Source organism: Sphingopyxis sp. (genome assembly GCF_035565275.1).
Taxonomy (GTDB): Bacteria; Pseudomonadota; Alphaproteobacteria; order Sphingomonadales; family Sphingomonadaceae; genus Sphingopyxis.
The window spans coordinates 37,881-62,959 of record NZ_DATMST010000320.1 but is presented as its reverse complement, the minus strand read 5'-3'; the positions used below and the strand labels follow the sequence as shown (position 1 = coordinate 62,959).

Genomic DNA, 25,079 nt, shown 5'->3' with positions numbered 1-25,079 from the left:
GTCGCCGCCGATCCGGCGCGCGCGGCCGGCGCGGACCTTCCGGGCGGCGCGGACGATTTCTCCTATTGGCGCCTCCATGGTTCGCCGGACATCTATCGTTCGCCCTACGGGAGCGAGCGGCTGGATGCGCTGGCGGCGCTGCTCCGGCGTGCGGCTTCCACCGGGCCGGCCTGGTGTATCTTCGACAATACAGCGGCAATGGCGGCGGTCGGCGATGCGCTCGCGCTGACAACGCGATTAACCTAGCGCAATTTGTGCGCTTCTCGAGTTGCTGCGCGCGGTCCCGTCCTCCGCAATCTTCGGCCTCGGCGACGGTATCTGCGCTTGGCAGGCATGCCGCGAGACACCCTCAATCATGTCCAAAAGATCCACACCGCCCCCGAGGCGATATTCGTCGCCGTCAGCGCCGATTTCCAGGATGCGCTGCCAATGGGCGAGGCCGAGACGTTGATCGAGGCGATGGAGGCCGAACTCAAGGCGGCCGACAGCCGCATAAGCTCGATCTATATCCGGGGAGGACGCGGTCCGCTATCCCGCGCCGACTCGCTGAACGGCACGCCGGCCGGTCCTTCTAGCGGCTGCCACCCACCGGCGCGTCGGCGCCCGTCTTCGGTCCGTTGTCGGTGCGCACAGGCTGATGCCCGCCGCCCGCCTGAGGATCCGAATCGTAATCCTCGGGGTTGCCGCCGCCGCCCGCACCCGCGCTACTGCCGCTGACCGGCCCGCTGCCCTGCTTGTTGGCGCGGTGTCCGCGGTTGGCGGCGGCGACGTCGCCATCGTCGCGCTCCTCTTTGGGGTAATCCTCGGGGCGTGCCGTGCCAACATTACCGCGATCCTCGACCTTTTCGGGCGGCAGCGATCCGGGCGTGGGCGCACGGGCCTTGTCGTCGGGGCGCGCATCGCCGAGCGGGCCGCGCGGGGTGGTGTCGGACATCGTCGTTCTCCTCGATAGATCAGGGATGTTCGAGCCGCGTTTCGACGCGGATCAGTGAAACCGCGGTGCGGCGCGGCTGGGTGAGCATGAAGTGCGCTGCGACCGCGATATCCTCTGCGCGCAGCATCTGGTGCTTGCCGATCAATTCCTTCTGCTTTTCGGGCGGAAACTCGGGATATTGGAAATCGGCGCCGGTGAAGCCGGGGTCGATCAGGCCGACCTTGATATCCTCTTCGGCGAGTTCCTTGCGAAACGCCGGTACGAAGCCCTCGATCCCTGCTTTCGCGGCGATGTAGATCGAACTGCCCGGTTTCCGAGACACCGCCGACATCGATCCGATGAAGAGGATATCGCTTCCGCTCTCCATGCGGCGCGCAGCTTCCTGCGCGCAGATCAGATAGGCGGTGAGGTCGGTGTCGAGCTGGTATCGCGTCTCGCTCTCGCCCGAATCGGCGAGCGCGGCCGCGGGGACAGCAGCGTTGATGACCGCAATATCGATGCCGCCAAGAAAGGCGTCCGCAGCTTCGAAGAAACGATCGACATCTTCGGCGACCGAAAGGTCGACATTGATCCCGTCGCCTTCTCCCACCTCGCCGATGCGTTGCAGCGCGTCATCGAGATGTTCGGGGGTTCGGCCGCAGACGAAGACTCTGACGCCATAGCTTGCGAGCAGCACCGCGATCGCGCGGCCGATTCCCGTGGTCCCGCCTGTGATGATGGCGCGCCGGCCGTCGAGCTCCGGCGCTTCGGTATGCGCATCGCTTTCATCGATCATCGTAAAACCTTCCCTTTGAAATGGCTAAAGAACGGCCTTCGCCACGCGCGACGATCCAGTGGGGTGCGTCTCGGCGGCGGATGCCTTCACAAGCCGGCACAGCGGCTCGCCATCGACGAAGAGAAGCGCTTGCCGGCCGTCGGCTTCGCCTCCCGCAATCTCGAGCGCCTTTGCCGGACTTTCCGCTTCGAACTCGATCCGCTTGGGCAGGCCAAGCGCGGCGTCGTCGTAGCAGAGCGTATAGGTGGCCCGGCCTGTCCTCGCATCGCGGCGGGAGTCGCCTGACGGCATTGTTTTGACGAGCGAGGGGCTGGCATCGTGCATCGAGCGGCTCAATAAGCAGGCGGGTCGCTGGCCGGAAAGGACTCGTCCGTCGCCTGGTCCACCCGATCCGATTCGCGGCGCGGCTTCGAGCGCATGCCGCCGGGACCCGCCGAGCGCGTCTGGTCGAAATTCTCGGGGTCTGTTTCACTGTCGGCAAAAGCGGTTGCATGGTCGTCGCCCTTCGGCGCTTCGGTCGCGGCCGTTTTGCGCGTGAACCAGAAGAGTGCGCCCAGCGTGACGATGCCGAGGAGCTTGCCGAAACCCGAAGAATTGCCGCCGCGCGGGCGGGATGCTGCTGCGCTTGCCATGATCTGCTCCACTTCCTTGAAAATCGCGTCGTGAAAATTCACGGGTGCCGTTCAGGTCTCCCATCGCAGGACGAGGCGCCCGTTCGCGGGAACCAGAAAATCGATCCGGTCGGCGGACTGCTCGTGCGGCCGCAGCACGTCGCCATCAACCGTCGCGACATGAGTGCGGGGCAGCTTTCGGCGCTTCGCACGCACGAAGCTCAGCCGCGCGGTACAGGTCTCGCCTCCGTCGAGCGTGACCGACAGCGCGTGCGTGTCGGTGCGCTCGATCGCGCGGACGAAATGGTCACAATAGAGCAGGAAGGGCGCGTCTTCCACTTTGTGAAAGGCGCGCGTCGCAAAGATGAAGGCTGCGCCCGCGCCATAGATTTCCTGGCCGACCTGACCTGCAGGCTGGCCGTCGGGATAGAGATCCTCCAGCGGGAAGGACAGCTTGCGGTCGATATGGCCATTATGTTCGCGCTGCTCGTCAGCAATGGCTTCGGGCGGCAGCGCGTCGGGATAATAATACCACGCACGGTCGAGCGCATATTTGCAATATTCCGCAATCAGCATTCGAGCTGCGGGTTCGAGATCGGGTCCGCTGTCGTCGAGATAATGTTCGAACGCCGCAAAGCTGTCGAAACATTCGTAGATCGCCATATAAGGCGCATCCTGCAGGCAGGTGACCCCCAGGAAGTTGCGGTAATGGACGGCATGGCCGAGCTCGCTCTCCCATATCTCGCTATTGTGGAAGAAGCTCGCCAGATAAACATAGCTCTGCTCGAGATAGACTGCGCGGTTGGTGATGCGCCAGAGGCGCATGCACGCTGCGGCGCCCCAGGCCGTGAGATTGGCTTGATAGTTGATACCGAACCCGAGGCCGATCGCGGCATCGATCGCGGCGCGCGCTTCGTCGAGATAGCGCTTGTCGTCATCGAGTTCGAAGGCCTGCAGCATCACCCACGCGTAGACGCCGCCGACATCGGTCTGGCCGCGCCCGTCGGCGCCCGCGGTTTCGGTGATCACCGTAAAGTCGGTGACCTTGTACTGGATCGGCCACTTATAATCGAAATGACGTGCCGCCTTGATCGCGTAGTCGAGGGATTTGAAGAAAAGCGACCTGGCCGCGGCATCGCCGCCGAGAGCGAGGCGCCCGAGGTTGAGCAGCGGATGGTAAAGATACCAGCTGTCGACCGCATCAGCATCCTTGTCGTCGCCGACATTGGGGAGATAGCGCCGCAGTGTCTTCAGCTTCGCATCGTAGAACTTGCCGAGGCCCGCTTTGAACTCGCCCTCGAGCGGGTGCGGCTCGCCGACCCATTCGCCCCAGTCGTGGATCGCCTGGACGATCGACATCTGGACCATGATGTCCGGATATTCGGCACCCGTGTAGGGATGGACATAGCGATGGCCATAATGACGGATGGTCGCCTCGGGCGCTTCGTCCAGATCGCGCAACGTCCGTTCGGCGCGCCCGATCCAGTCGCGAAAGTCGGTCGGCGGCAGGTCGAGCAATTGATAGGCGCCGCCGAGCATCTGGAGAAAATGGCGGGCGCAGTCGCGCTCGTCGACCGGATCGTCCGGCCGCGCGAGCAGTATGGCATCGGACAGGATGACGGTCTCGCCGGCGGCGAGCGTCTTGCTCGCCGCGTCGGCACTGGTCTCGGGCGTCGGCAGGAGGAAGCCGAGCTCCGGCCATTCGCCGCCGACCGCATCCTCCGGCTTGGTTCCGGTCGCCCGACAATAGGCGTTGAGCGCGGTCAGGTTCTGAAAGTAGAAAAAGCTGCCAGTCGCCGGCTTATCGACCCCGAAATAAAGAAGCCCCGCGTTGAGCCCGCGCTGGGCCGCATGAACACGCCCCGCGGTGCCGAGCGGATCGTCCTGCCGATCGAGCACGTAAAGGTCGCGCGGTACATAGGGCAACCGCGTCGGTACCGACGGCGTGAAATGACTGGTAATCCGGAAAAAGGGAAGCGTTCGCGCGCCGGTTCGCACGATCACCAGATGATCGCCGAGGCCGCTCTCGACGCGCAGGCGCGCAATCTCGCCGGGCTCTGGCTTGAGGGTCGCAATTCTGGCGTCACCCGCCCAGCACGCGGCGCGGAGTGCTACGCCGCCCTGACCGGCACGCCGGATCAAGAGCCACAGTGCTTCGCCCGCTTCGCGGACTTCCGCGGTGAGATCGCCGACGTTGAAAGCCGTAAACGGTCTGCCGCGCGCGGAGGCAAAATCCTCGCGCAGCGCAAGCAGGTGCGGTGTAACTGCCGTCATGCCTTCGGGTAGCGCGCTCGGCTTCATGCGTCGTTTCGTCCTTCGCTTCGCTGGCGACATCGTCTCCTCAGGTAAGGCGCAGGTCGCGGCGTTCGTTCCGCTGGTTGATCGAGGTTAGTAGGTTTCTTCCGGGCAAAGGGCGGTCACAGGCCGAAGGCCGCCTTGGGAATATGGGTGATCCGGCATGCGAGATCGGCTTCGCCGGAGGCGACGACATAATGATCCCCCGCATCGGCGATGCCCGTCGTGAACACGATGTCGCGGACATACAGCTTCTCCTCGATCGGACGGGTGAGGTCGGGCGCCGCTTCGAGAAGCGGCTCGTGATCGGTGCGGACCACGCGGGCCGGATCGCGTGCATCGAGGATCGACCAATAGGTGCGGTAGATCCCGACGATCTCCTTCGGTTCGACCCCGTGCCAGAGCGTGAGCCAGCCATCGTCGGTCAGGATCGGGGGCGCGCCGCCGCCGATGCGCGCGGTCGCTACCGTATCGGCGTGGGGGCGGATGCCCGGGGCGCGGTGCGGCTTCCAGTGGAGCCCATCGGGCGAGGTCGCCAGATTGATCGACGGACCGGCGCGCCATTCCGATCCGGGCGGGTAAGCAAAGTAGAGATCGCCGAGCGGGCGCGTCTGCGCCCAATACTGGCCGTCGATCCGCCCCTCGAAGATCAGCATGTCCTTGTTCTGGTGATCGAGGACGATGTCTTCGAAGTGCCAGTCGAGCCCGTCAGGGGAACTGTAGAGCGTCGTCGAATGCCGCTCGGGACTCACCGAGCAGGTCGTCATCAGCCAGCGGTCGCCGTCGCGGCTGATGCGGGCGTCCTCGAGGCCATAGCATTGGAAATCGGCGTGCGGCGCAATCGCCCGCTCGTAATGGACGGCAACGATGGCAAGGCCATCGGGCGTGAGTTCGACGGGGAGCAGCCACGACAGCGAGGTCAGTGCCATGACGCGCCAGCTGCCGCCCCGCACCATGAACTTGCGCGGGTCGGCGGTATCGCACATCTCGAGCGGCCAGGCGTCGAGCCGGTAGGTGCCTTCCGCCCAGCGAATACAATGGACATGGCCTTCGCGGATTGGTTGCCGCAACGCCTCGGCGATGCGCACCATCATCAGCAGGTTGCCGTTGGCGAGACGCGTTAGGCCCGGATTGAATGCGCCAAGCACATAGGTCTCCGCATCGAAATGCCCCGCGAGCGGCGAGCGCGCCAGATCGACGTCGTCGGGTCCGAAGATCAGGCGGTCGACGGAAAATTGCATGACGGGGCCTCTCGCAAAGGGGCGGCCGCGCGGGCCGGTCGAGAGGATAAGCCTTGGCGGCATCCATTGTTCCGGCGGCGACGGGCGGCGCGGGAACTATCGCTGCCGCGGATCGATTGTTGTCGCATTCGCCCGGCCTCCGCCGACGCGACAATCCAGCTCCCGGGAGTTCATGCGCATGAAGCAGCTCGTCGCCTTCGACCTCGATGGAACGCTCGCCGAAAGCAAGCAGCCGCTCGGCGAAGACATGGGGGAGGCGCTGGCCGACCTGCTCGCCGCCGTGCACGTTGCGGTCATATCGGGCGGCGACTGGCCGCAGTTCGACAAGCAGGTCGCGAGCCGGCTGCCCGCGCGCGCCGATCTGGAACGGCTATGGCTCCTGCCGACCACCGGTACCAAGCTCTACACGCACCGTGAGGGTCGCTGGCAGCCGGTTTATGCCGAACTTTTCGGTGAAAGTCAGAAGTCGGAAATCCTTGAGGCTTTCGACGCCGCACTGGTCGCGACGGGCTTCGTGCCGGAGCAGACGTGGGGCGAGCGGATCGAGGATCGCGGCAGCCAGATCACTTTCTCGGCGCTCGGACAGGAGGCGCCGATCGAGGCCAAGGAGATATGGGATCCGGACTTCGCGAAACGGAGGGTCATCCAGGCCGATCTGCGGCGGCGCCTGCCCGGTCTTTCAATCAATATGGGCGGCGCGACGTCGATCGACATCACCCGCGAAGGCGTCGACAAGGCCTATGGGCTCACGAAACTGCGCGACGCAAGCGGGATCGAACTCGATGCGATGCTGTTCGTCGGCGATGCGATCTTTCCCGGCGGCAACGACTATTCTGCGTTTGAGCTTGGACTCGACACGGTGCGCGTGCGCGACCCCCGGGAGACGCTGGCGGTAATCGCGACCGTCATTGCCTGCAGCAATTAGGATGTTGGGGTTGTCCTTCGCAGGGATGGAAGAGTGTGTCGCAACTTGCGGCTCAAGCGGGCGTTGAAGCCGTGGCACGCACAGGAGTGGATCATGTCCGACGACAAGAATCATACCGGTTCGCCCGACCGGATCAGCCTCGGCGAAGATCATGAAATCCGGGACTGGACGACAAGCCTCGGCGTCAGCGAAAGCGAACTTCGCGAAGCGGTTGACGCGGTCGGCAACAGCGCCGGGAAGGTCCGCGAATATCTGAAGGTCGGCTGATGGAAATCGATTTTGATCGGGCGGCGACGTCCCCCGTCGAACGCGTCGCACGCGCTCTTGCGGGGCACGCGCTCAGCAAGAATGCGGAAGGCGACATGACGTCGGCGAGCGAGGCGGTCAACGCGCTCTGGCCCGAATATACGGATGCGGCGCTCGCGGCACTGCGCACGCTGCGCGAGCCGAGCGGACGCATGCTCGCCGTCGGCGATGCCGCTGTGTGGGACCGGATGATCCATGCGGCGATCGAGGATGAGACAATCTCGGAATTCTGAGCCAGCAAAGCAGGCGGTGATGCGGGCGCCTGCCTACGCTGCCGCGAACCGACAATCGGGGAGACCAGCGGATCCGGCAGGCTGCGCCGAGCGCCCGGGGCGGCTACGCCTGCTGCGGCCTGATCTCGAAACCCTGCACATTGGTATCGCTCGCAAGCGCCGCGACAAGCCGCTCGCCGCGCTCTTCGTCATAGCCATCGGCGATCGCCCCATATTCGATTATGCCGTCCGACAGATTTTGCTCGGTCGTGATCGAGCGAAGACCATGATCGGCGAGCAGCGCGTTGAACGCGCGCGGCTCGATAGCTGCGGATCGCGTATAACGTGCCTTGAGGTGAACGACGCGGCGTTGCGGCGCGCGCCGCTCGGTGATCGTGACGGCGGCGAGCACCAGCACGGTGGCGACCGCGCCGAAAATGGCAAGTTCGTAAAAACCGATACCGAACAACATCCCGAGCGTTGCGGTCATCCAGAGCGAGGCCGCCGTCGTCAGCCCGCGAACGTTGAAGCCTTCGCGGAAGATGACGCCGCCGCACAGGAAGCCGATTCCGGTAAGGACGCCGTGCGCCATGCGGACGGGATCTATGCGCACGACCTCGAGCGGCGCGTCGTTGAGCCAGGCCATCTGATGCGCCGCCGAAAGCATGAGCAGACAGCAGGACAGGCTGACGAGAATATGGGTCCGCAGGCCCGCTGGGCTCGCACGATATTCGCGTTCGGCGCCGATAACCGCACCGGCGATGATCGCTCCCGCAATCGGCCAGATAAGGTCTGGGCTCAGCAACTGCATATATCTCTTCCTGCGTCGGAGCACGGCGCGTTCCCCGGTTTCGAACCCGCGAGGCGGCGCATGGTTTCGCCGGGCGCCCGTTCAAAGGAGCGACGAGCGGTACAAACGCCTTAACCTCGATCAATCGGGGCAACGCACAGCCGCCGCTGGCCGTTCGGAAGCCGAAGGCCCGCCCGCTCCCGGCAGGTCACACCCGACCGGACAGGAACAATGGACGAGACATTCACCAAGATCGCGTCGAAATGCGCGCGTATCATGGGCCAGCCCCAGACCTTCATCATCGCGATACTGCTGGTCATTATTTGGGGCGCGAGCGGACCGCTCCTGAAATATTCGGATACCTGGCAGCTGATCGTGAACACCGCGACCACGGTGCTGACCTTCCTCGCCGTATTTCTGATCCAGAACAGCCAGAACCGCGACGGCGCGGCGATGCAGGCCAAGCTCGACGAGATATTGCGGTCGCTCGACAAGGCGCGGGCGGAGTTCGTCGGGATCGAGCATCTGACCGATGCGCAGATCGAGGCGATCCGGCACGCCCTCGAGAAGGATATTCGTGATGCGGGCGGGAGGGACGGCTTGGCGGTACCGACCGTCGAGCGGTTGCTGCAGCGCTATTAGATCGGCGATCGGGCCCGTTCGGCGCCGATCGGAACTCGGTACAACATGGATCAATCGGCGCAACCCGCCCCGGTACTCGACCGTTGCGGGATCATGCTTTATCCGACAGACGATAGCGATCATCCGCTTGCCAAACGCTTCACGGAATTCATTGGCGAGGCTGAATTCCCCTGCGTTGGTGCGAAGTCCGCACTCGCCAAAGGCCATATCCGGTTCGTCGTCGGCCGCGACCTGCGATCGGCGTGGGACGATCTGCGCATCTATCCGAATCTTCTCGATCTCGCCCGATCCTATTCGCGCGAACCGACGCTCTTCCACTCGCTCGCGGTATTGTTCGAACAGGATGGCAACCTCGACGAAACGGCCTTCGAGGCATGTCTCTGGGCCCGGCTCGCGTCGCTGACCGACAAGGATGATTGGCACGGCCAGACCACCGACCCGCGCGTGAGCGCCGATCCCGACGACCCGCATTTCTCGCTGAGCTTCGGCGGCGAGGCTTTTTTCGTCGTCGGCCTGCACCCGCGCGCGAGCCGTCCGGCGCGCCGCTTCGAACGGCCGGCGCTCATCTTCAACCTCCACGACCAGTTCGAACAGCTGCGCGCGAGCGGGGTCTACGACAAGATGCGCAGCACGATCATCGCACGCGACGTCGCGCTTGCCGGCGACCCTAATCCGATGCTCGCGCGGCACAGCACCGTTTCCGAGGCGCGCCAATATTCGGGACGTGCGGTAGGCGAGGATTGGATCTGCCCTTTTCGGGCCGAAGCGGCGGTGCCAGTATATCGGATCACCTTCAGGGCCGGGGCGGCTGAGCGTCTCCCCGCTGCTTCGACTATCCCTGAGCCTGCCGAGCAGGGCGAGCGGTTGCGCGCGGTCCCGGGCGACCGCGACCTGGTCGCCATTCGCCATTCGCCATTCGCCATCGCGAAAGCGGAGCGGCGACCGGGTCGGATCGTTGCGGCCGCCACGTCGCCTTCGGGGACCGGGCGCACTGCAATGGCAATGCTTGGCGCGTCGCAGGGTGTCATTGCTGCGCACCGGAATCATGGCGGCAGCGGTCGCGTCGCCGTTTGCCGGCGATTACCGCGAACTCGCAAGAATGGCGCCCGAAAAGATCGGGGTCTTTTGAAGGCCACGCTCTGTCGCTGCGCGGGGACATGGCAGGGGCCCGAAATGAAGGTGCGAGACAGGACGAGAGAAACAGTCATCGGGCGACTGAGAGAGGCGCTGCGGGGCAGTGAATTGCGCATCGCGACCGCCGAAAGCTGCACCGGCGGGCAACTCGCGGCTCTGTTCGCCGGCGATGTCGAACTCGGTCCCAGTCTCGATCGCGGCTTTATCGTTTATTCGATCGACTCCAAATGCGAGATGCTCGGTGTCGAACGAAGTGACGCCGAACGCTGCGAGGCGGTCAATCCCGAGGTCGCGCGGGCGATGGCCGAGGGTGCGCTCGAACGCAGCCGCGCGGATATAGCGATTTCGATCACCGGCTTTTGCGGCCCGCAGCAGGACGAGGAAGAGGTTGGTCTGGTCTATGTCGCGGTTGCGATGCGCGAAGCGATCGAGATCGAGGAGCATCATTTCGGTGACCGGGGCCGTAATGCGGTACTCGATGCAGCGGTCGGCGTCGCGCTCGCGATGCTCGTGGATGCCGTCACGACATTTGGACGTCCGGCGGCCTGACCGCGACTAGTACCTGTGGTCGGGCGACGGCTACCTGATCGATCGGAATCGGGGACGATTTTCAAGAACGCCTACGGCCGACAACATGCCGCCTTTGCAACGCTTGTTGTGGTCAGTTCAGCGAACAAGTCCTAGCGTGCAAGCGATGGCGCGATTCTATTTCAACTTTCGCAACGGCGCGGAATTTCTCGAGGATCTCGAGGGGCTCGACCTTGCCGATATCGCGACGGCGCGGACAGCGGGGATCGCGTCGCTTCGGGATATTCTGGCGGGCGACGTGCTGGCGGGTCTGCTAAACCGGTCGTCCTCCATTGAAATTGAAGATGCGGATCATCGACCTCTCGGGAAGGTCCTGCTCGCCGACGCGGTGACCGAGCGTTAGCGCTTCTTTCTCGGCCGGCGATCAGCGCATGACAAACTTAGGTTATACAATCCGGGTTAGGGCTAAATCCTGATCCGTGTTAAAGTCCGGGCATTGCCGAAACGATGCCCCGCAGGCTTCGGTAACTGAGAGTTGAATGCTCGCTTGCAAATCGGGAGCTCTCATGCGCTACGCCGACCGGCTCGACCTCCAACGCTTCCTCGATCGCCTGCTCAGCCGATCGGTGCTGACGCGCGAAGAGCAGGACGCGATCCTCGATCTGCCTTGCCACTTTGCAGAAGTGAAAGCGAACCGTGACTTTGTCGGGCTTCGCGAAGATGTCGATCATGCGAGCCTGATCGTCGATGGTCTCGTCGGGCGCTTCGACCAGAATAGCGACGGGGTCCGCCAGATTACCGCCATTCATATTCCCGGTGACATGGCCAATCTTCATTCGGTGGTACAGCCGCAGGCGACCTCGGCGTTACAGGCGTTGTCGGTCGCAACCATCCTGCGTGTATCGCACGCCGCGATCCGATCAGCGACCGCGCGGTTTCCGGCGCTTGCGGAGGCGCTCTGGCGCGACTGCATGGTCGATGCCGCGATTCTTTCGCAGTGGGTCATCAATGTCGGCCGCCGCGACGCGCGCACCCGTGTAGCGCACTTGCTATGTGAGATTGGGACGCGGCTCGACGTTCGCGGGCAGAAGCAGATCTTCTCCTTCCCTTTTGCCGTCACGCAGTTCCAGCTTGCCGACGCAGCCGGGCTGACCAGCGTCCACGTCAACCGCGTCCTGCGGTCGCTGCGTCAAGATGGACTTGCCATTGCCGGCAACCGCGAGGTCAAGATCCTCGACTGGGACGGCCTTGCCCGCGCGGGAGAATTCAACGCGAATTATCTGCAGACGCGGATCAAGCCGGACGACCGGATCCGCATTATTCAGCCGGTCTGAAATAACGATCGAGGCGAGGCGCCCGTCGCAACCATTGCAGGTCCTTTATCGTTTCCTCCGGGGGGCAATGGAGAGATTGCCATGAAACAAATCGACCTCGACGCCACCCATATTCTTGCCGCCGACCATCGGACGGTTGAAGGCCTGTTCGAAGAATTCGAGAAAACGTCGAGTTCGGATCGCAAAGCCAAGCTCGCGAAGCAAATCTGCACCGAACTCAAGATTCACGCCCAGATCGAGGAAGAAGTCTTTTACCCTGCACTCAAGGGCAAGATCGACGACGACCTGCTAAAGGAAGCCTGGGTCGAACATGACGGCGCGAAGGTGCTGATCAACGAGATCGAGGCGTCAGGTCCCGAAGACGAGTTTTTCGACGCGAAGGTGACGGTGCTGTCCGAGGAGATCAAGCATCACGTCAAGGAAGAGGAAAAGCAGCAAGACAATATGTTCCAGCAGGCACGCGCCGCCGATGTCGATCTGGAAGCGCTCGGTCAGGCGATGCTGGCGCGAAAAGACGAACTGAAGGTGCAGGCCGAAAATGGCGGATTGCCGCCAGCCGAGTTGGCGACGATGCGCGGCTAAGCCGTCGATCCTGTGGCCAGGCCGCATCTCCTGACTTGCCGTTAGACAGTCGGCATGTCAGGAGACGGGTTATATATTGCAGACGCTTGCGGCCGGCAGGCGTTCCCGGGGCTTCCAGCCGGCATACGCTTCATAAACGTGGCCTGGTCATTTGTGCGCTTGTGCCGCGGCGCGGACATCCTGCGAGCGTGCGAGCGGGATCACGAGAATATCGTCGCCATCTACGATCACCGCGACATCATCCATTCCGATCAGTGAAACCCGCTTCCCTCCGGATCGGACGAGGCAGCCGTGGCTGTCGTGCAGGAAGGCATTGCCGTCGCAGCCATTTGCTGCCGCATCGCATGGCGTCAAGGCATGGACCGCCTGCCAGCTTCCCAGGTCCGACCAGCCCATCGACACCGGCACGACGGCGACCCGATCGTCCTTCTCCATCACCGCATAGTCGATCGATTCCGACGGTGCCCGCGCGAAAGAAACGGGGTCCGCGTCGGTCCGGTCGCCGCTTCTTACGCCGGCGGCGATCGCCAGCTCGGCGGCTTGAACGATCGCCGGGCAATGGCGGTGCATCGCAGCGCGCATCCGTCCGGCGCGGAAGAGAAAGATGCCGGCATTCCAATCGAAACCGCCGGCGGCGAGCATCTGCTCCGCCTCGACGAGCGGCGGCTTTTCGACAAATCGGTCGACCTGGAAACCGTCTTCTCCGAGCGCGGCGCCGCTCGCAATATAGCCAAAACCCGTGTCAGGGCGGTCAGGTGAAATGCCGAAAGTCACGATCCAGTCTTGGCGTGCCAGCCGGGCAGCTTTCTCGATGGCGGCATGAAATGCACCGACGTCGGCGATGACATGATCGCTCGGCATGACGAGAAGAAGGGTATCTGCATCGACGGATGCCACCGCAAGCGCAATCGCGGCGGCGGTATTGCGCGGCTCCGGTTCGACGACGAGCCGCGCGCCCGACGCGTCCGCCTGTTCTCGCACAAGCTCTACATGCGCCGTACCGCACAGGATGATCGGAGGCGGGAACCTGCCGGCGGTTCGCATGATCGTCATTTCGAAAAGGCTGCGCTCCCCGGTGAGCGCAAGAAATTGCTTCGCGCGCGTACCGCGCGACGCGGGCCAGAGCCTTGTGCCGGCACCGCCGCAAAGGACGACCGGCTGGATATCCCTTGTCATCGCGATAATCTCCGGACGCAGCCAGCTTCAGGCGGCGGCAAGGGCGGAGGACTCGGGGCGAACTTCGGTCGCCGGCACAACCGTGCTGCCTCGCCAGAAACACGCCGCCATCGTCTGATGGGCGAGATGGAAAGCGAGCGTGGATTCCGCGCCGCTGTTCCGGTTGGTACCGAGCGGCCCCAGCCCGTCGAGGCCGCGGCCGCTGGCAAGGTCGCCGATCCGGACGCCGCGATCATTGCGGCCGAGGAACCAGGCATATGCATTCTCGGCATGGTCCTGCCAGACAGGATTGCCGGTCGCGGCGAAGGCGACCGCCGAGGCATCGATCGTCGCCCAAGCTTCGAGCGGCTGCTGGTCGAACGGCAGCAACTCGCCTTCGCAGCCGAATCCTTCGGACCCCATCGGCCGGAAATGACCTTCTTTTGCCGTCTGCTTCGCACAGAGCCAGTCGAGCGCCGCCAGTCCGGCTTCTTCGAGCGGCAGCGACGGCAGGCGCCGCCCCGCCCGGATCAGCGCCTCCGCAAGACGTGCATTGTCGTAGGCGAGCCCGGCTTCGAACCAATCCCAGCCCGGACGGCGCGCAGATTTCCACAGATCGGAGAGACAGGCGCCGACGCTTTCAACGATCGCACGCGCCCGGGCATGTTCAGGGTGCCGGCTGAGCAACTTGTCCGCGCCGATCAGCGCGAAAGCGCGCGCGCGCGGGCTCTTGAATGCGTCGGTCACGGAAGCGGATCGTTCGAACCAGTATAGCGCCCATGCGCGCATGTCGTACGATTTCGCATTCGCCGCGGCGTGACCGAGCGCCCACAGCGTACGACCGTTGCTGTCTTCGGAGCCTTGGTCCTCCAGCCAGCGTCGGTCATAGCCCATGAAGTTACGAAAAGCCCCGTTGTCGTCATTCCACGCATGCTGAAGGAAACTCGCAAACACGAGGGCCCGCCGCTCGGCTTCGCCGCCGCCGCGCTGCGGTTGGTTGTTGGCGAAGATCAACGCGCGGGCATTGTCGTCGATGCAGTAGCCATGCGCGCGATCGGGGACGAGATATTTGCCGTGCTGGAAAATGCCGACATCGTCGCAGAGCGCCCAAAGGCCCTCGATCGACGGTGCTTGACGGCTCGCGACGACAGCAGTCGCCTTGATGGCGATCTCGTCGAGGAGTGCGCCGAACGCGCGCGCGATCACGCTCCAACTGGTCTGGCGCCCGCGTGCATAAGCACGCTTTTGAACAGCGCGGCGCTCTTCGGGAACCGCGAGCAGCAGAAGGACCGCTTCTGCGATCGCATCGCTGTCGGCTTCGGACAGGAGGATGCCGACGTCGTTGTCCAGCAACTCGCGTGCGTGGATAAAGGGCGTCGAGACGACAGCCCGGCCGAGCGCCACGGCATAGGCAAGTGTGCCCGAGGTGACCTGCTGGAGATTGGGATAGGGCGCGAGGTAGATATCGCAGAGTTCGATCTGCTCGAGCAGGTCGGCCGAATCGAGGAAGCGGTTATCCCATGCGATATTGTCGGTAACGCCGAGGCTGGTGGCCAGATCTTCGAGACTTTGCCGATAGGCTTCGCCTTCGGCGGCGACGAGGTTGGGATGCGTTGCGCCGACGATGCGGTACAGAATGTCCGGATATTGAGCCGCAATGGCCGGCAATGCACGAATGGCGGTTTCAAGTCCCTTGCCGGGCCCGAGGAGGCCAAACGTCGACAGGATGGGGCGATCGCCAATGTCGAGCGCGTCGCGTAGCGGCGAGGTATCGACGAACGGACGGTCGGGTGTGCCATGCTCGATATGCGCGATCCGGTCGGGATCGGCGCCATAGACAGATACAAGCGTCTCGCGGCCATGGTTGCTCATGACGATCAGCTTCGCCGCGCGCGCAGCAAGTCGCTCGATCACCCTGCGCTGGTCGGCATTCGGTGTTGCGAGCACGGTGTGGAGCGTGACGACGAGCGGCGCAGCGATGCGATCGACGAGCTCGAAGATCATCTCGCCGGCCGTGCCACCGTAAATGCCGAACTCGTGCTGGAGCCAGACCACCTGTACATCGCTTGCGTTGATGGCGTCGGCTGCGGCGCGATAGCTTGCCCCATTTTGTTCATCGATCGCAAGCCGCACGTCCGGATCAACCGCGTCGCCGGCGCGCGACTGCATCGCATAGATATCGACAGCCACGTCAGGCCGCACGGCGCGAAGATGATCATAGGTATCGGCGGTGAAAGTGGCGATCCCGCATTGACGAGGGCGGAAGCAGCCAATCAGCGCGATCCGTTTGGTGCTTGCGGACCGGGTGCGTCCGAACGCGGGAATGGGAAGAGGGTCTTCGTTTCGAAATTCAGGGAAGAAACGATCTTCGCTATCATATTTCATCGTCGATCCTTTTCGGCCCCCCCCGATGGGTTGAACTCGCGCGCCCGGTAACTCGCACGGAGATCGTGCAAGCCGGGGTTTGCTTTTAAATCTGTATCCTCGCCCATTGATGCTAACGCGAAGAACGGTCGGCAGTTGCAGAGGTCCTGCCGATGGAAGGCGCTTTTTTGATTGATCCAGGTTAGTCGAGCGGTCCGGCGCGGCAACAAGCCGGCGCAGGACAAGTGTCGACTTTCGTCGATCGATTTCGATTCAGGCCCGACGCAGGTGGCGGCTGGGCACTGCTGTGCTGCACCATCGCTTGGTGGTTGCCTCCTCGAACCGAAGACGAAAATCGGACCGGGAATATGAGACACTCCCGCGCTGCGTCAAAATGCGGGGGCGAATATTATGGCGTGAGATAAAAAGACAGTTATATCATATAGATGGAATATTGGTTCGGTTCAAACCCTGCCACCATACTCTCCCGGATAGCGCGCAAATGCGCAATTGGCTTGGCGAGCAGGCGCTCTGCTCCTGAACTCCGCTGCTCCCTCTACGGCCCGACGTCCGAACCCGACGGGCGCAAACGGTGGCCCGCGCTTGCGGGAAAGCCGAGCGCGGCCGACACGCGGTAGTTCCAGCCGTAGGGATCGGCCCGGATCACGGGTTCGCCCGCCTCGTCGAAAAGCACCGTCTGATACAGGAGCCGGACCGGAATGGCCCGGGGCAGGGGGACGAAGCTTTCCTTGCCGGTAGCGCGCGCCGTCTCCCACTCGCCGGAAATGCCTTCGTCGCGTGCGAGCATCGCGGCAAAACCCAAGGCGTCCTCGACCCGGACGCAGCCATGGCTACGCTGGCGCTGCACCTCGCCGAACAGCTGCTTCGCGGGCGTGTCGTGAAGATAGATCTGGTGTTCGTTCTGCATGTCGAACTTGACGAGCCCGAGCGAATTCTCCGGTCCCGGCTGCTGGACAATCCAGCCGTCCTTCCACGCCATATTGTTGCGGCGAAGATAGCCGGCGCCTTTTCCCGCGATCTCCTTGTTCTGGATCGACCGCGGCACGGTCCAGGTCGGATTGGCGACGAGCCGGTAAATCGGTGATCCCAGCTGCGGCGTCTCGGTCCCGGGTTCGCCGACGACCACCTTGCGGCTGTCGGCGAGTTTGCCGCCCCGCCAATAGGCCAGCCGCGCCGAGGCGAGATTGACGTCGATGCGGGTCTCCGGCGGATTGCGGTCGAGCCAGCGCATGCGCTCCATCGCAACCGCGATAGCCCGCGCGCGATCGGCGTCGGACAGGTTGAGGATCTCGATCGCGTCGGTACCGATGACGCCGTCGGGCTTGATGCCATAGTCGGCCTGCATGCGCTGCACCGCCTTCACCATCGCCGGGCCGTAACGTCCGTCCTGTGCGGATGCGCGGTCAAGATAGCCGGACGCGACAAGCTGGTTTGCGATCGCCGGCATGCGCGGATCGGTCGCGCCGGGTTCAAGTGGTTTCCCGGCCTCGGGGATCACTGGAGCGGGCGCATCACCCTGTTTGCGAAGCGCGAGATACGCCTTGGAAAGGGCGCGATAATTGTCATCCTGCGGGGCAAGACCGTCGAGCCAGTCGTCGATCTTGCCTTTGGCGAGCGCCTCGGCGAGGCCGCGCTGCAAATCCGGATTCGGCCGCGGCACGGTGTAGATGCTGTTCAATTTGACCGGATCGGACGCCCCGCGGGCGAGGGCGGCGGCGTAACGAAGCGCGCTGCGGGTGAGGGCCGCCTGATCCTCTGCACTTCCTGGGTCGCCCTCGACGGCAAAGCGCATCCGGTCGAGGCCGTGCGCCGCCCGGCGGTCGATCGCTTTGCGCAGCTGCTTTGCGGTGGCGTTGCTCCAGCGCGCGTTTTCGGCGGTCATGCCGGATCGGGAACTGGAAGGGGAATCGCATCCGGCGAGGGTGAAGGACAAGATAAGCAACGAACAAGCAATCACACCTTTACGCACGCATATCTCCTTGCAAAGCTACAGAGATAACCCGGGAGCGGCGGCTGCGTTCCGGCCGGGCGTAAATGAGTGGCGTCGGATACCGGGTCCCTTATGCGCGTGCCGCGTAGAGTAGCCGCCCCGTACCGAGGTGTTCGAACATCTCGTCGAGGCTATGCTCGCCAACCGCGAAGCAGCCTTGGCTACGCCCCAGTTTGCCATGCGCCTTGATCATGTCGGCGTTGGCGTACCACGCGCCGTGGATGACGATCGCGCGGTCCATCGCATTGTCGTTGGTCGGGTCGAGGCCGGCCAGCCGCTGTGACCGGCCGTGCTTGCCGACATAATAGTCGCCGGTCAGGAAGGCACCCTCGCTCGACGCGTTGGACCCCGAGGTGTTCGAAAAGCGCTCGAGATAGCCGGTGTGGCGCGGATCCGAACCGGAGCCATGCGCGACGAGCAGACGCGAAACCCGGCCGCTCGCGACATCAAGGAAATGAAGCCTCGCGTCCGAAGATGGCGCCGAGAAATCGACGATGGCAATGCGGTCGCGATGCCTTATCGCCTTTGCATGCTCGTCGAGCGCGGCCAAAGCCCTTTGCAGGAGCCGGGGATCGAGCGAAGGGGCGGTGATATTTCCCGGATCGTCAGGCGGGGTTGCGACGGCAAAAATGTCACGGTCCTGCGTTCCGCTCGCCAGAGGCTCCACGGTCGATCGAGCGAGCGCGCCAACAGCGACAGCCGCACCGGAGATCATCAAGGCCCGCCTGCTCATCAATCGAAGAGTCTGGTCGGTCATTGGCCCGATGTAGGCATTTGTCGTCCCGGTTGAAGGCCCGAACCGCCGCAGACGGGCCGGAACAGGCCGCGCCGTGCGCGCCGACAGCCGAACCGTTGGATACGCGGGGCCTCCCGGCCTGCCGCCAAGCTGTCATCCTCGACGGGACTTGTCCGGGACGACGCAGCGAAAGCCGATATGACTTGTGGAACTGTCGATGGTTTCCGGGTGCCGCGCCGCAGGGCGATAGCGCTGGCAATAGTTGGCGGCGCACAAGTGCGAGCCGCCCTTCAGGACCTTTCGGCCGATCCGGATGTCAGGCTGGCCGGGGTCATAGCTTCGCCGCAATTGCCCACCGCGCGGATTGCTGATCACGCAGCAGGAGGCCTTGCCCCGCCTGGCTGCCGCCGCCGGTTCGGACCACCAGTCCTGCGTCCATTCCCACACGTTGCCGATCATGTCGGACAGGCCGAAGCCGTTGGCGGGGAAGCTGCCGACGGGTGAAGTGCCTTCCCATCCGTCGAGGCATTGATTGGCGAACGGGAACAGGCCTTGCCAATAGTTGGCGAGCATCGCGCCGCCCGGGGCGAGTTCTTCACCCCAGGCATAATCGGCACCGTCGAGCCCGCCGCGCGCGGCATATTCCCACTCCGCCTCCGTCGGCAGCGCCTTGCCCGCCCAGTCGGCATAGGCCTGCGCGTCGGCGTGGGCGACATGGACGACGGGATGATCATCGAGCCCCTCGATCGAACTGTCGGGACCGAGCGGATGCCTCCAGTCCGCCCCGAACTCGAACCGCCACCAGTTGCCGGGATTGCCAAGGTCGACCGGACCTCGCGCCTTGTGAAAGACCAGTGAACCCGGACGATCCATGCCGGGCAGCATTCCCGGATAGTCGCGCGGCTCGGCGGCTATCTCCGCCGCTGTGACATGCCCGGTCGCATCGACGAAGCGCGCGAAGTCGCGGTTGGTGACGGGCGTGCTGTCGATCCAGAAGGGATCGACGCGGACGGTACGGACCGGCGCTTCCTCGGGATAGAAATTCTTCGATCCCATGACGAAGGTTCCACCGGGAATGAAGCGCATGCCCGGAGGTCCGTCCGCAGGAAACTCGCTCTGGATCGTGTCGCGCATAGTCTTCCAACTTTCGGCCGGGTTTGATTTGCCTTGGCCACCGTCTATCGTCGCGCGCGATTAGCGCAACGATCGCAGCATGAGGAGGATTTTTGAAACGGCCCGTCACGATCATCGATATCGCGAACCATGCCGGCGTGTCGTTCAAGACCGTTTCCCGCGTTCTCAATGGCGCGACGACCGTTGCCGAGGCGCTTCGCACGAAGGTCGAAAAGGCGATGCGCGAACTCGACTACAAGCCGAATCGCGCCGCAAGGCTGCTGCGCGGCGGCAAGTCGTACGCGCTGGGGCTGATGGTCGGATCGCAGACGCAGACCATCCTGAATTCGCCCGAACCCGACCGCCGCATGCCAAGCTACGCCGCTGATGTGATCCTCGGCCTGCTGCAGGCCTGCCACGCCGCCGAATATCATCTGGTCATCGAGAGTATCTCGGCCGTCGATGCGCCGGAGTCGCAGGCGATGCTCGGGCGCTTCCTCGATCTCGTGAAGCTGGACGGCGTCATCCTCGTGCCGGCGCTATGCGATTTGCCATGGGTGCTCGATCTGCTCGACAGTCGCGACATTCCGTTCGCGCGCATCAATCCGGGGCTCGACCTCGATCGCGGCCTATGCCTCGTCATCGACAACAACAGCGCGGGCCGGGAGGTTGGTGAGGCGATCCTTTCGCACGGGCATCGCCGGATCGGCTTTATCGAAGGGCCGCAGAGTCACGCCGCCTTGGGCGATCGAAAGAGGGGGTTTCTCGATACGGTCAACGCGGTCGCCGGTACCACCGTGGAAGTGCGCCAAGGGAATTTCCTGTTCACCTCGGGTCTCGAGAAGGGGCGCGAACTGCTGGCGCTCGCCGAGCGCCCGACCGCGATCTTCGCCGCAAATGACGAGATGGCGGCGGGCGTGCTGGCGGCGGCGGTCGATTGCGGCATCGATGTTCCGCGCGAACTGTCGCTGTTCGGGTTCGGCGGGCTCGCCATTTCCGAACATAGCTGGCCGCGTATCGCCACTGTCAGCCAGCCGACGATCGAGATCGCGCGGATCGCCGGCGAGCGGCTGATTGCGCGCGGCGGGGCGCTTGCGGAAAACTGGAACCAGGTGGTGACGATGCCCTACGAGCTTGCGATACGCCCGTCGCTCGCGCGTGTTCCGGACTGATCCCGACCGGATTTCATCCTTGAATTGTCGATATTGACGACTTGCCGGCACGATATTAGAGGGGCGGGACAACGTTGTCTCGAATCGCAAGCGAGGTAACTCCTGGGGAGGATGACATGAATTATCGTCGCAAAAGCTTCTGGATGTGCGGTGCTGCCCTGGCGCTATCGGCACCCGTCGCGGTCCATGCGCAGGATGCGGCGCCGGACGAAGGCACATCGATGGCCGCCGACGATGTCCCGGGCGACGAGATCGTGGTGACCGCGCAGAAGCGCGAACAGAATCTCCAGAAGGTCCCGGTTTCGGTCTCGGTCCTTTCGTCCTCGGTTCTGGCTGACAACCGGGTCAGCGGGCTCGAGCAGCTGGCGCAGGTGTCGCCGTCGATCGGCTTTACCAACAGCGCGAATACCCGCGGGCAGGGGCTTTCGATCCGCGGGATCGGCACGCTCAACTTCTCCGATGGCGTCGAACCGTCAGTCTCGACCGTGATCGACGGGGTCGTCATCGGCCGTTCGGCGGCCTCCTTCTTCGAATTCAACGACATCGAACGCATCGAGGTGCTGCGCGGGCCGCAGGGGACGCTGTTCGGCAAGAATTCGTCGGCCGGTGCGCTCAATGTGGTGACCGGCAAGCCCGACCTCAACGAGTCGAGCCTCGAGGCGACCGCGAGCTATGGCACGTTCGACGATGTCCGGCTGAAGGCCACCGGATCGCTCGTGCTCGACCAGGGCCGTGCGGCGCTTCGCATATCGGGTTTCCGTTCCAAGGCCGACGGGATCATCACCAACACCGTCGACGGGCGCAAGCTCAACGACAATGACAGCTGGGGCGTGCGGGCAAAGCTGCTCTTCGAACCAAGCGACGTCACGTCGATCTATGTCATCGGCGATTATGGCGAGAGCAACCGCAATTGCTGTGCCTCGACCGTGCGCTCGGTGCTTCCGACGACGACCTATTACAACGGACAGACGCGTGCAGCGCTGCTCGCCGGCCAGACACTCGGCCCGCTCAATCGCGAGGTGACGATCGACGGCGACTATTTCAACCGGCAGAAGACGGGCGGCGCGTCGGTCGAGATCAATACCGAACTCGGCGGCCAGACGATCACCTCGATCACCGCGTACCGCGAATTCAAGGTGTTCGACAACAACGACCCCGACGGCGTCCCGCTGCCGGTGGTCAGCCTGAACAATGCCCGCCAGAAGCAGCAGCAGTTCACGCAGGAACTGCGGCTGACATCGCCCGCGGGCGAGCCCGTCGAATATGTCTTCGGCCTCTTCTATTTCTGGCAGGATGTCGTCAGCCAGACGCAGGTGAAGGGCAATCTGACCGTGAACCTGCCCGCAGGGCAATACCTGGGCAACCAGGTCGACCGCGACATAACCACGAAGAACGTCGCCGCCTTCGGGCAGGTAACCGGCCATCTCACCGACGAGCTCTCGCTGATCGGCGGTTTCCGCCTCACGTCCGAACAGGCGGTCGCGCATTTCGATCGCACGATCCTGCCCGGAGCCATCGCCGCGATGCCGAGCCTTGGGGGTCCCGCCTATGTCGCGCCGACGCTGAAGGCGACCGACACCGATCTCAGCTACAAGCTGGGTGTCCAGTATCAGGCGACGCCCGATATCATGGCCTATGCGACCTATACGCGCGGCTACAAGGGGCCGGCGCTCAACCTGCTGAACAATCTGACCGCGCCGACAGTGAATGCGGGGCTGGCGGTGTTGCGGCCCGAAATCGCGCGCAACTGGGAAGCCGGTGTCCGCACGACGCTATTCGACCGGATGCTGACGCTCAACGTCACGGGTTTCTACGAGACGTTCACCGACTTCCAGGCGCAGACCTACAGCGCGATCCTGACCTCGTTCCAGCTCACCAACGCCGGCAAGCTGATCACCCAGGGCGCCGAGGTCGAGGCGATCCTGCGGCCACTCGACGGACTCAGCCTGTCGGGCAACCTCGCCTATACCGACACCGAGGTACGCGGACTGATCGTGAGTTGCTACCCGGGCCAGACCGCGGCACAGGGTTGCGCGAGCGGCCGGCAGGATGTGACCGGCGAAGCGCTCACCAACGCGCCGAAATGGGCGTGGTCGCTCAACGCGAACTATGGCGCCGATATCGGAAACAGCCTGCGCGGCAGCGCGAACCTGTCGTTCACCTACCGGTCGAAGACGCTGTTCAGCTATCGCGATCCGAATACCGAGCAGCGGGGTTACGGCTTGCTCAACGGCCGTCTGTCGCTCGCGGCGCAGGATGGCCGCTATGAACTCTCGGTGTTCGGGAAGAATCTGACGAATCAGCATTTCGCCAGCTTCATCGGCACCGGGCTGCTCGACACGTCGGCGACCGGTGCCGGTTATACGCAGCTGCTGACCCCCGATGCATTCCGCACCTTCGGGGTCGAAGGCACGGTTCGCTTCTGAGCCATTGCAGGCGGCGGGCCCCCGGCCCCGCCGGATTTTGGAGCGCCTGATCGATGCAACTTTCCCGTCGCCACTTCGTGGGTACGCTGCTTGCAACCACGACCCTGTGCAGCGTGGCGTCGGCCCGTTCGATCGAAAGAAGGGCGGGACCACGGCCGAACATCATCACGATCGTGCTCGACGACGTCGGCTATTCCGACCTTGGCTGTTTCGGCGCGGAGATCCGGACCCCCGCGATCGACAGTCTTGCGAAGGCCGGGCTGCGCTACGTCCACTTCGACACCAAGGCGGTCTGCGCCTCGACCCGCGCATCGATGCTGACCGGGCGCAATTGCCACACGGTCAACATGCCCGATGTTCCCGACGTCGCGGCGGTGATGCGGGGCGATCCGCAGATGGCGCGGCTGTTCCGGATGCCGGACAATGCGCAGACGATGGCGCAGGTGCTGCAGGGCAAGGGCTATGCCACCTGGGCAGTCGGGAAATGGCACATGATCCCGATGGACGAGCTGGGCGTCGATGCGGGCCGGGACAATTGGCCGCTGCAGCGCGGCTTCGACTATTTCTATGGCTTTCCGCGGGGCTGGACCGACCAGTACCGGCCCGATCTGGTCGAGAACAATGGCTATCTGAAGCGCGATTTTCCGGAGGATTATCATCTGTCGGTCGATCTTGCCGACAAGGCGATCAGCCTGATCGAGGACCATGTCGCCGGGAAAACGGATGCGCCCTTTTTCATGAACCTCGGCTTCGGCACCGCACACTCGCCCATTCAGGTGCCGCGCGAATATTCGGCGCCTTATGATGCAATTTACGAAAAAGGCTGGGATGCGATCCGCGAGGAACGCTTTACCCGCATGAAGCGGATGGGGCTGATCCCCGCCAGCACCCGCCTGCCGGCACGCGAGGCGCGCGATCGTGCGTGGGCCGACCTGTCGGATGACGAGAAGGCCGTCTTTGCCCGCTATATGGCGGTCTATGCCGGTTTCATCGAGCATTGCGACCGGCAGATCGGGCGCATTCTCGATATGCTGCGCGAAAAGGAGCTGTTCGAGAACACGATCGTCGTTCTGCTGTCGGATAATGGCGCGGCAGGGGAGGCGGGGCAGGAGGGCTTTTTCGACGGGCTCTATCGCGCGAACAAACTCACGCCGGCCGAACAGCGTGCGCGTATCGACGAGCTCGGGACCGCCAAAACGCAGGCCGAATATCCGCGCCCGTGGGCCATGGTCGGGGACACGCCCCTGCGGCGTTACAAACTGTGGCCCTATTCGGGTGGCACGCGCACCCCGATGATCTTTCACTGGCCGCGTCGGGTGGATGATCCCGGCGCGATCCGGCGACAGTTCGTCGATGTCATCGACATCGCGCCGACGCTGCTCGAGGCGGCCGACGCGCAATTCGATGCGGTGGTCGGCGGCGTGGCGCAGATTCCTGTCGCGGGACAGTCCTTCCTGCCCACGGTACGCAGCCGCAAGGCGCCCGGCCGGCAGGTGCAATATTTCGAGCTCCGCGGCAACCGGGCGATCACCAGCGGGCGCTGGCGTGCCGTTGCGATCCATGACTGCGACCAGCCCTATGCCAACGATCGCTGGGAGCTTTTCGACCTCGACAGCGATTTTTCGGAAAGCAGCGATCTGGCCGCCCGTTATCCCGCCAAGGTCGCCGAAATGAAGCGGCTGTGGGACGATCAATGGGCGCGGTATGGCACCGGCGAACTCGCGCAGCCGGGCGTGCTGACCTGCCGCCTGTCCGACCTCTTCGATCGCCGTCCGGCGGGATAGCCGGTCGCA

General features: G+C 63.9%; 25 protein-coding genes. 12 read left to right on the top strand and 13 right to left on the bottom strand.

Annotated elements, in window-relative coordinates:
• Positions 1-246, top strand: a 246-nt coding sequence (locus tag VN047_RS21195; protein ID WP_325546212.1) for a DUF72 domain-containing protein, incomplete at its 5' end; no start/stop codon positions are given.
• A gap of 107 nt (positions 247-353) precedes the next feature.
• On the opposite strand, the gene VN047_RS22760 is transcribed toward VN047_RS21195, so the two are convergent.
• The 7 genes from VN047_RS22760 to VN047_RS21160 form a co-directional block, all read right to left on the bottom strand.
• Positions 354-494 (bottom strand): hypothetical protein, encoded by a 141-nt coding sequence (locus VN047_RS22760; RefSeq protein ID WP_414712742.1) that lies wholly within the window; start codon positions 492-494, stop codon positions 354-356.
• A gap of 77 nt (positions 495-571) precedes the next feature.
• Positions 572-934 carry a hypothetical protein gene (locus VN047_RS21185; protein ID WP_325546221.1) on the bottom strand — a complete coding sequence of 121 codons (363 nt, stop codon included), beginning with the start codon at positions 932-934 and terminating at the stop codon, positions 572-574.
• A 19-nt stretch (positions 935-953) separates the two neighbouring features.
• The gene (locus VN047_RS21180; protein WP_325546210.1) at positions 954-1,709 is read right to left on the bottom strand and encodes an SDR family oxidoreductase; all 756 of its coding nucleotides are present in this window, start codon (positions 1,707-1,709) and stop codon (positions 954-956) included.
• 24 nt (positions 1,710-1,733) lie between these two features.
• Positions 1,734-2,033 carry a hypothetical protein gene (locus VN047_RS21175; RefSeq protein ID WP_325546208.1) on the bottom strand — a complete coding sequence of 100 codons (300 nt, stop codon included), beginning with the start codon at positions 2,031-2,033 and terminating at the stop codon, positions 1,734-1,736.
• 8 nt (positions 2,034-2,041) lie between these two features.
• Positions 2,042-2,341: a hypothetical protein gene (locus VN047_RS21170; RefSeq protein ID WP_325546206.1), complete on the bottom strand. Its 300-nt coding sequence runs from the start codon at positions 2,339-2,341 to the stop codon at positions 2,042-2,044.
• A 51-nt stretch (positions 2,342-2,392) separates the two neighbouring features.
• Positions 2,393-4,621, bottom strand: coding sequence for a hypothetical protein (locus tag VN047_RS21165; protein WP_325546204.1), 2,229 nt, complete (start codon positions 4,619-4,621; stop codon positions 2,393-2,395).
• A 116-nt stretch (positions 4,622-4,737) separates the two neighbouring features.
• Positions 4,738-5,856 (bottom strand): glycosidase, encoded by a 1,119-nt coding sequence (locus tag VN047_RS21160; protein ID WP_325546202.1) that lies wholly within the window; start codon positions 5,854-5,856, stop codon positions 4,738-4,740.
• Between the two features lie 178 nt (positions 5,857-6,034).
• Between VN047_RS21160 and VN047_RS21155 the strand changes: the two genes are divergently transcribed.
• The 3 genes from VN047_RS21155 (at position 6,035) to VN047_RS21145 (ending at position 7,320) form a co-directional block, all read left to right on the top strand.
• A complete protein-coding gene (locus tag VN047_RS21155; protein WP_325546200.1) occupies positions 6,035-6,781 on the top strand; it encodes an HAD-IIB family hydrolase in 747 nt (248 codons plus the stop codon).
• A gap of 93 nt (positions 6,782-6,874) precedes the next feature.
• A complete protein-coding gene (locus VN047_RS21150; protein WP_325546198.1) occupies positions 6,875-7,048 on the top strand; it encodes a DUF3606 domain-containing protein in 174 nt (57 codons plus the stop codon).
• Positions 7,048-7,320, top strand: a complete 273-nt coding sequence (locus VN047_RS21145; protein WP_325546196.1) for a hypothetical protein — start codon at positions 7,048-7,050, stop codon at positions 7,318-7,320. Before VN047_RS21150 ends, VN047_RS21145 begins: the two co-directional genes overlap by 1 nt.
• Before the next feature lie 103 nt (positions 7,321-7,423).
• On the opposite strand, the gene VN047_RS21140 is transcribed toward VN047_RS21145, so the two are convergent.
• On the bottom strand, positions 7,424-8,110 hold the full coding sequence (locus VN047_RS21140) for an MgtC/SapB family protein (protein WP_325546194.1): 687 nt from the start codon (positions 8,108-8,110) through the stop codon (positions 7,424-7,426).
• A 210-nt stretch (positions 8,111-8,320) separates the two neighbouring features.
• On the opposite strand from VN047_RS21140, the gene VN047_RS21135 reads away from it, so the two are divergent.
• From VN047_RS21135 to VN047_RS21110, 5 genes are all read left to right on the top strand, one after another.
• A complete protein-coding gene (locus tag VN047_RS21135; protein WP_325546192.1) occupies positions 8,321-8,731 on the top strand; it encodes a low affinity iron permease family protein in 411 nt (136 codons plus the stop codon).
• A 93-nt stretch (positions 8,732-8,824) separates the two neighbouring features.
• Positions 8,825-10,414, top strand: a complete 1,590-nt coding sequence (gene gntA, locus VN047_RS22755; RefSeq protein WP_414712741.1) for a guanitoxin biosynthesis heme-dependent pre-guanitoxin N-hydroxylase GntA — start codon at positions 8,825-8,827, stop codon at positions 10,412-10,414.
• Between the two features lie 145 nt (positions 10,415-10,559).
• Positions 10,560-10,796, top strand: a complete 237-nt coding sequence (locus VN047_RS21120; RefSeq protein WP_325546190.1) for a DUF6894 family protein — start codon at positions 10,560-10,562, stop codon at positions 10,794-10,796.
• Between the two features lie 163 nt (positions 10,797-10,959).
• Entirely contained in the window at positions 10,960-11,727 is a 768-nt protein-coding gene (locus tag VN047_RS21115; protein WP_325546188.1) for a Crp/Fnr family transcriptional regulator, read from the top strand.
• Between the two features lie 81 nt (positions 11,728-11,808).
• The gene (locus VN047_RS21110; protein WP_325546186.1) at positions 11,809-12,309 is read left to right on the top strand and encodes a hemerythrin domain-containing protein; all 501 of its coding nucleotides are present in this window, start codon (positions 11,809-11,811) and stop codon (positions 12,307-12,309) included.
• Positions 12,310-12,456: 147 nt separating this feature from the next.
• Here the strand turns inward: VN047_RS21110 and VN047_RS21105 are convergent, their stop codons facing one another.
• The 5 genes from VN047_RS21105 to VN047_RS21085 form a co-directional block, all read right to left on the bottom strand.
• Positions 12,457-13,485: a mannose-1-phosphate guanylyltransferase gene (locus VN047_RS21105; RefSeq protein WP_325546184.1), complete on the bottom strand. Its 1,029-nt coding sequence runs from the start codon at positions 13,483-13,485 to the stop codon at positions 12,457-12,459.
• 27 nt (positions 13,486-13,512) lie between these two features.
• Positions 13,513-15,849, bottom strand: coding sequence for a glycosyltransferase family 4 protein (locus VN047_RS21100; RefSeq protein ID WP_325546182.1), 2,337 nt, complete (start codon positions 15,847-15,849; stop codon positions 13,513-13,515).
• 535 nt (positions 15,850-16,384) lie between these two features.
• Complete coding sequence (locus tag VN047_RS21095; RefSeq protein WP_325546181.1) at positions 16,385-17,731, bottom strand: L,D-transpeptidase family protein; 1,347 nt, start codon at positions 17,729-17,731, stop codon at positions 16,385-16,387.
• Between the two features lie 178 nt (positions 17,732-17,909).
• A complete protein-coding gene (locus VN047_RS21090; RefSeq protein ID WP_325546179.1) occupies positions 17,910-18,554 on the bottom strand; it encodes a murein L,D-transpeptidase catalytic domain family protein in 645 nt (214 codons plus the stop codon).
• 174 nt (positions 18,555-18,728) lie between these two features.
• Positions 18,729-19,661 carry a formylglycine-generating enzyme family protein gene (locus VN047_RS21085; protein WP_325546217.1) on the bottom strand — a complete coding sequence of 311 codons (933 nt, stop codon included), beginning with the start codon at positions 19,659-19,661 and terminating at the stop codon, positions 18,729-18,731.
• A gap of 140 nt (positions 19,662-19,801) precedes the next feature.
• On the opposite strand from VN047_RS21085, the gene VN047_RS21080 reads away from it, so the two are divergent.
• The 3 genes from VN047_RS21080 (at position 19,802) to VN047_RS21070 (ending at position 25,070) form a co-directional block, all read left to right on the top strand.
• The gene (locus VN047_RS21080) at positions 19,802-20,860 is read left to right on the top strand and encodes a LacI family DNA-binding transcriptional regulator (protein WP_325546177.1); all 1,059 of its coding nucleotides are present in this window, start codon (positions 19,802-19,804) and stop codon (positions 20,858-20,860) included.
• Positions 20,861-20,976: 116 nt separating this feature from the next.
• Complete coding sequence (locus tag VN047_RS21075; RefSeq protein ID WP_325546175.1) at positions 20,977-23,286, top strand: TonB-dependent receptor; 2,310 nt, start codon at positions 20,977-20,979, stop codon at positions 23,284-23,286.
• A gap of 53 nt (positions 23,287-23,339) precedes the next feature.
• Complete coding sequence (locus VN047_RS21070) at positions 23,340-25,070, top strand: arylsulfatase (protein WP_325546173.1); 1,731 nt, start codon at positions 23,340-23,342, stop codon at positions 25,068-25,070.
• The last annotated feature ends 9 nt before the right edge of the window (positions 25,071-25,079 follow it).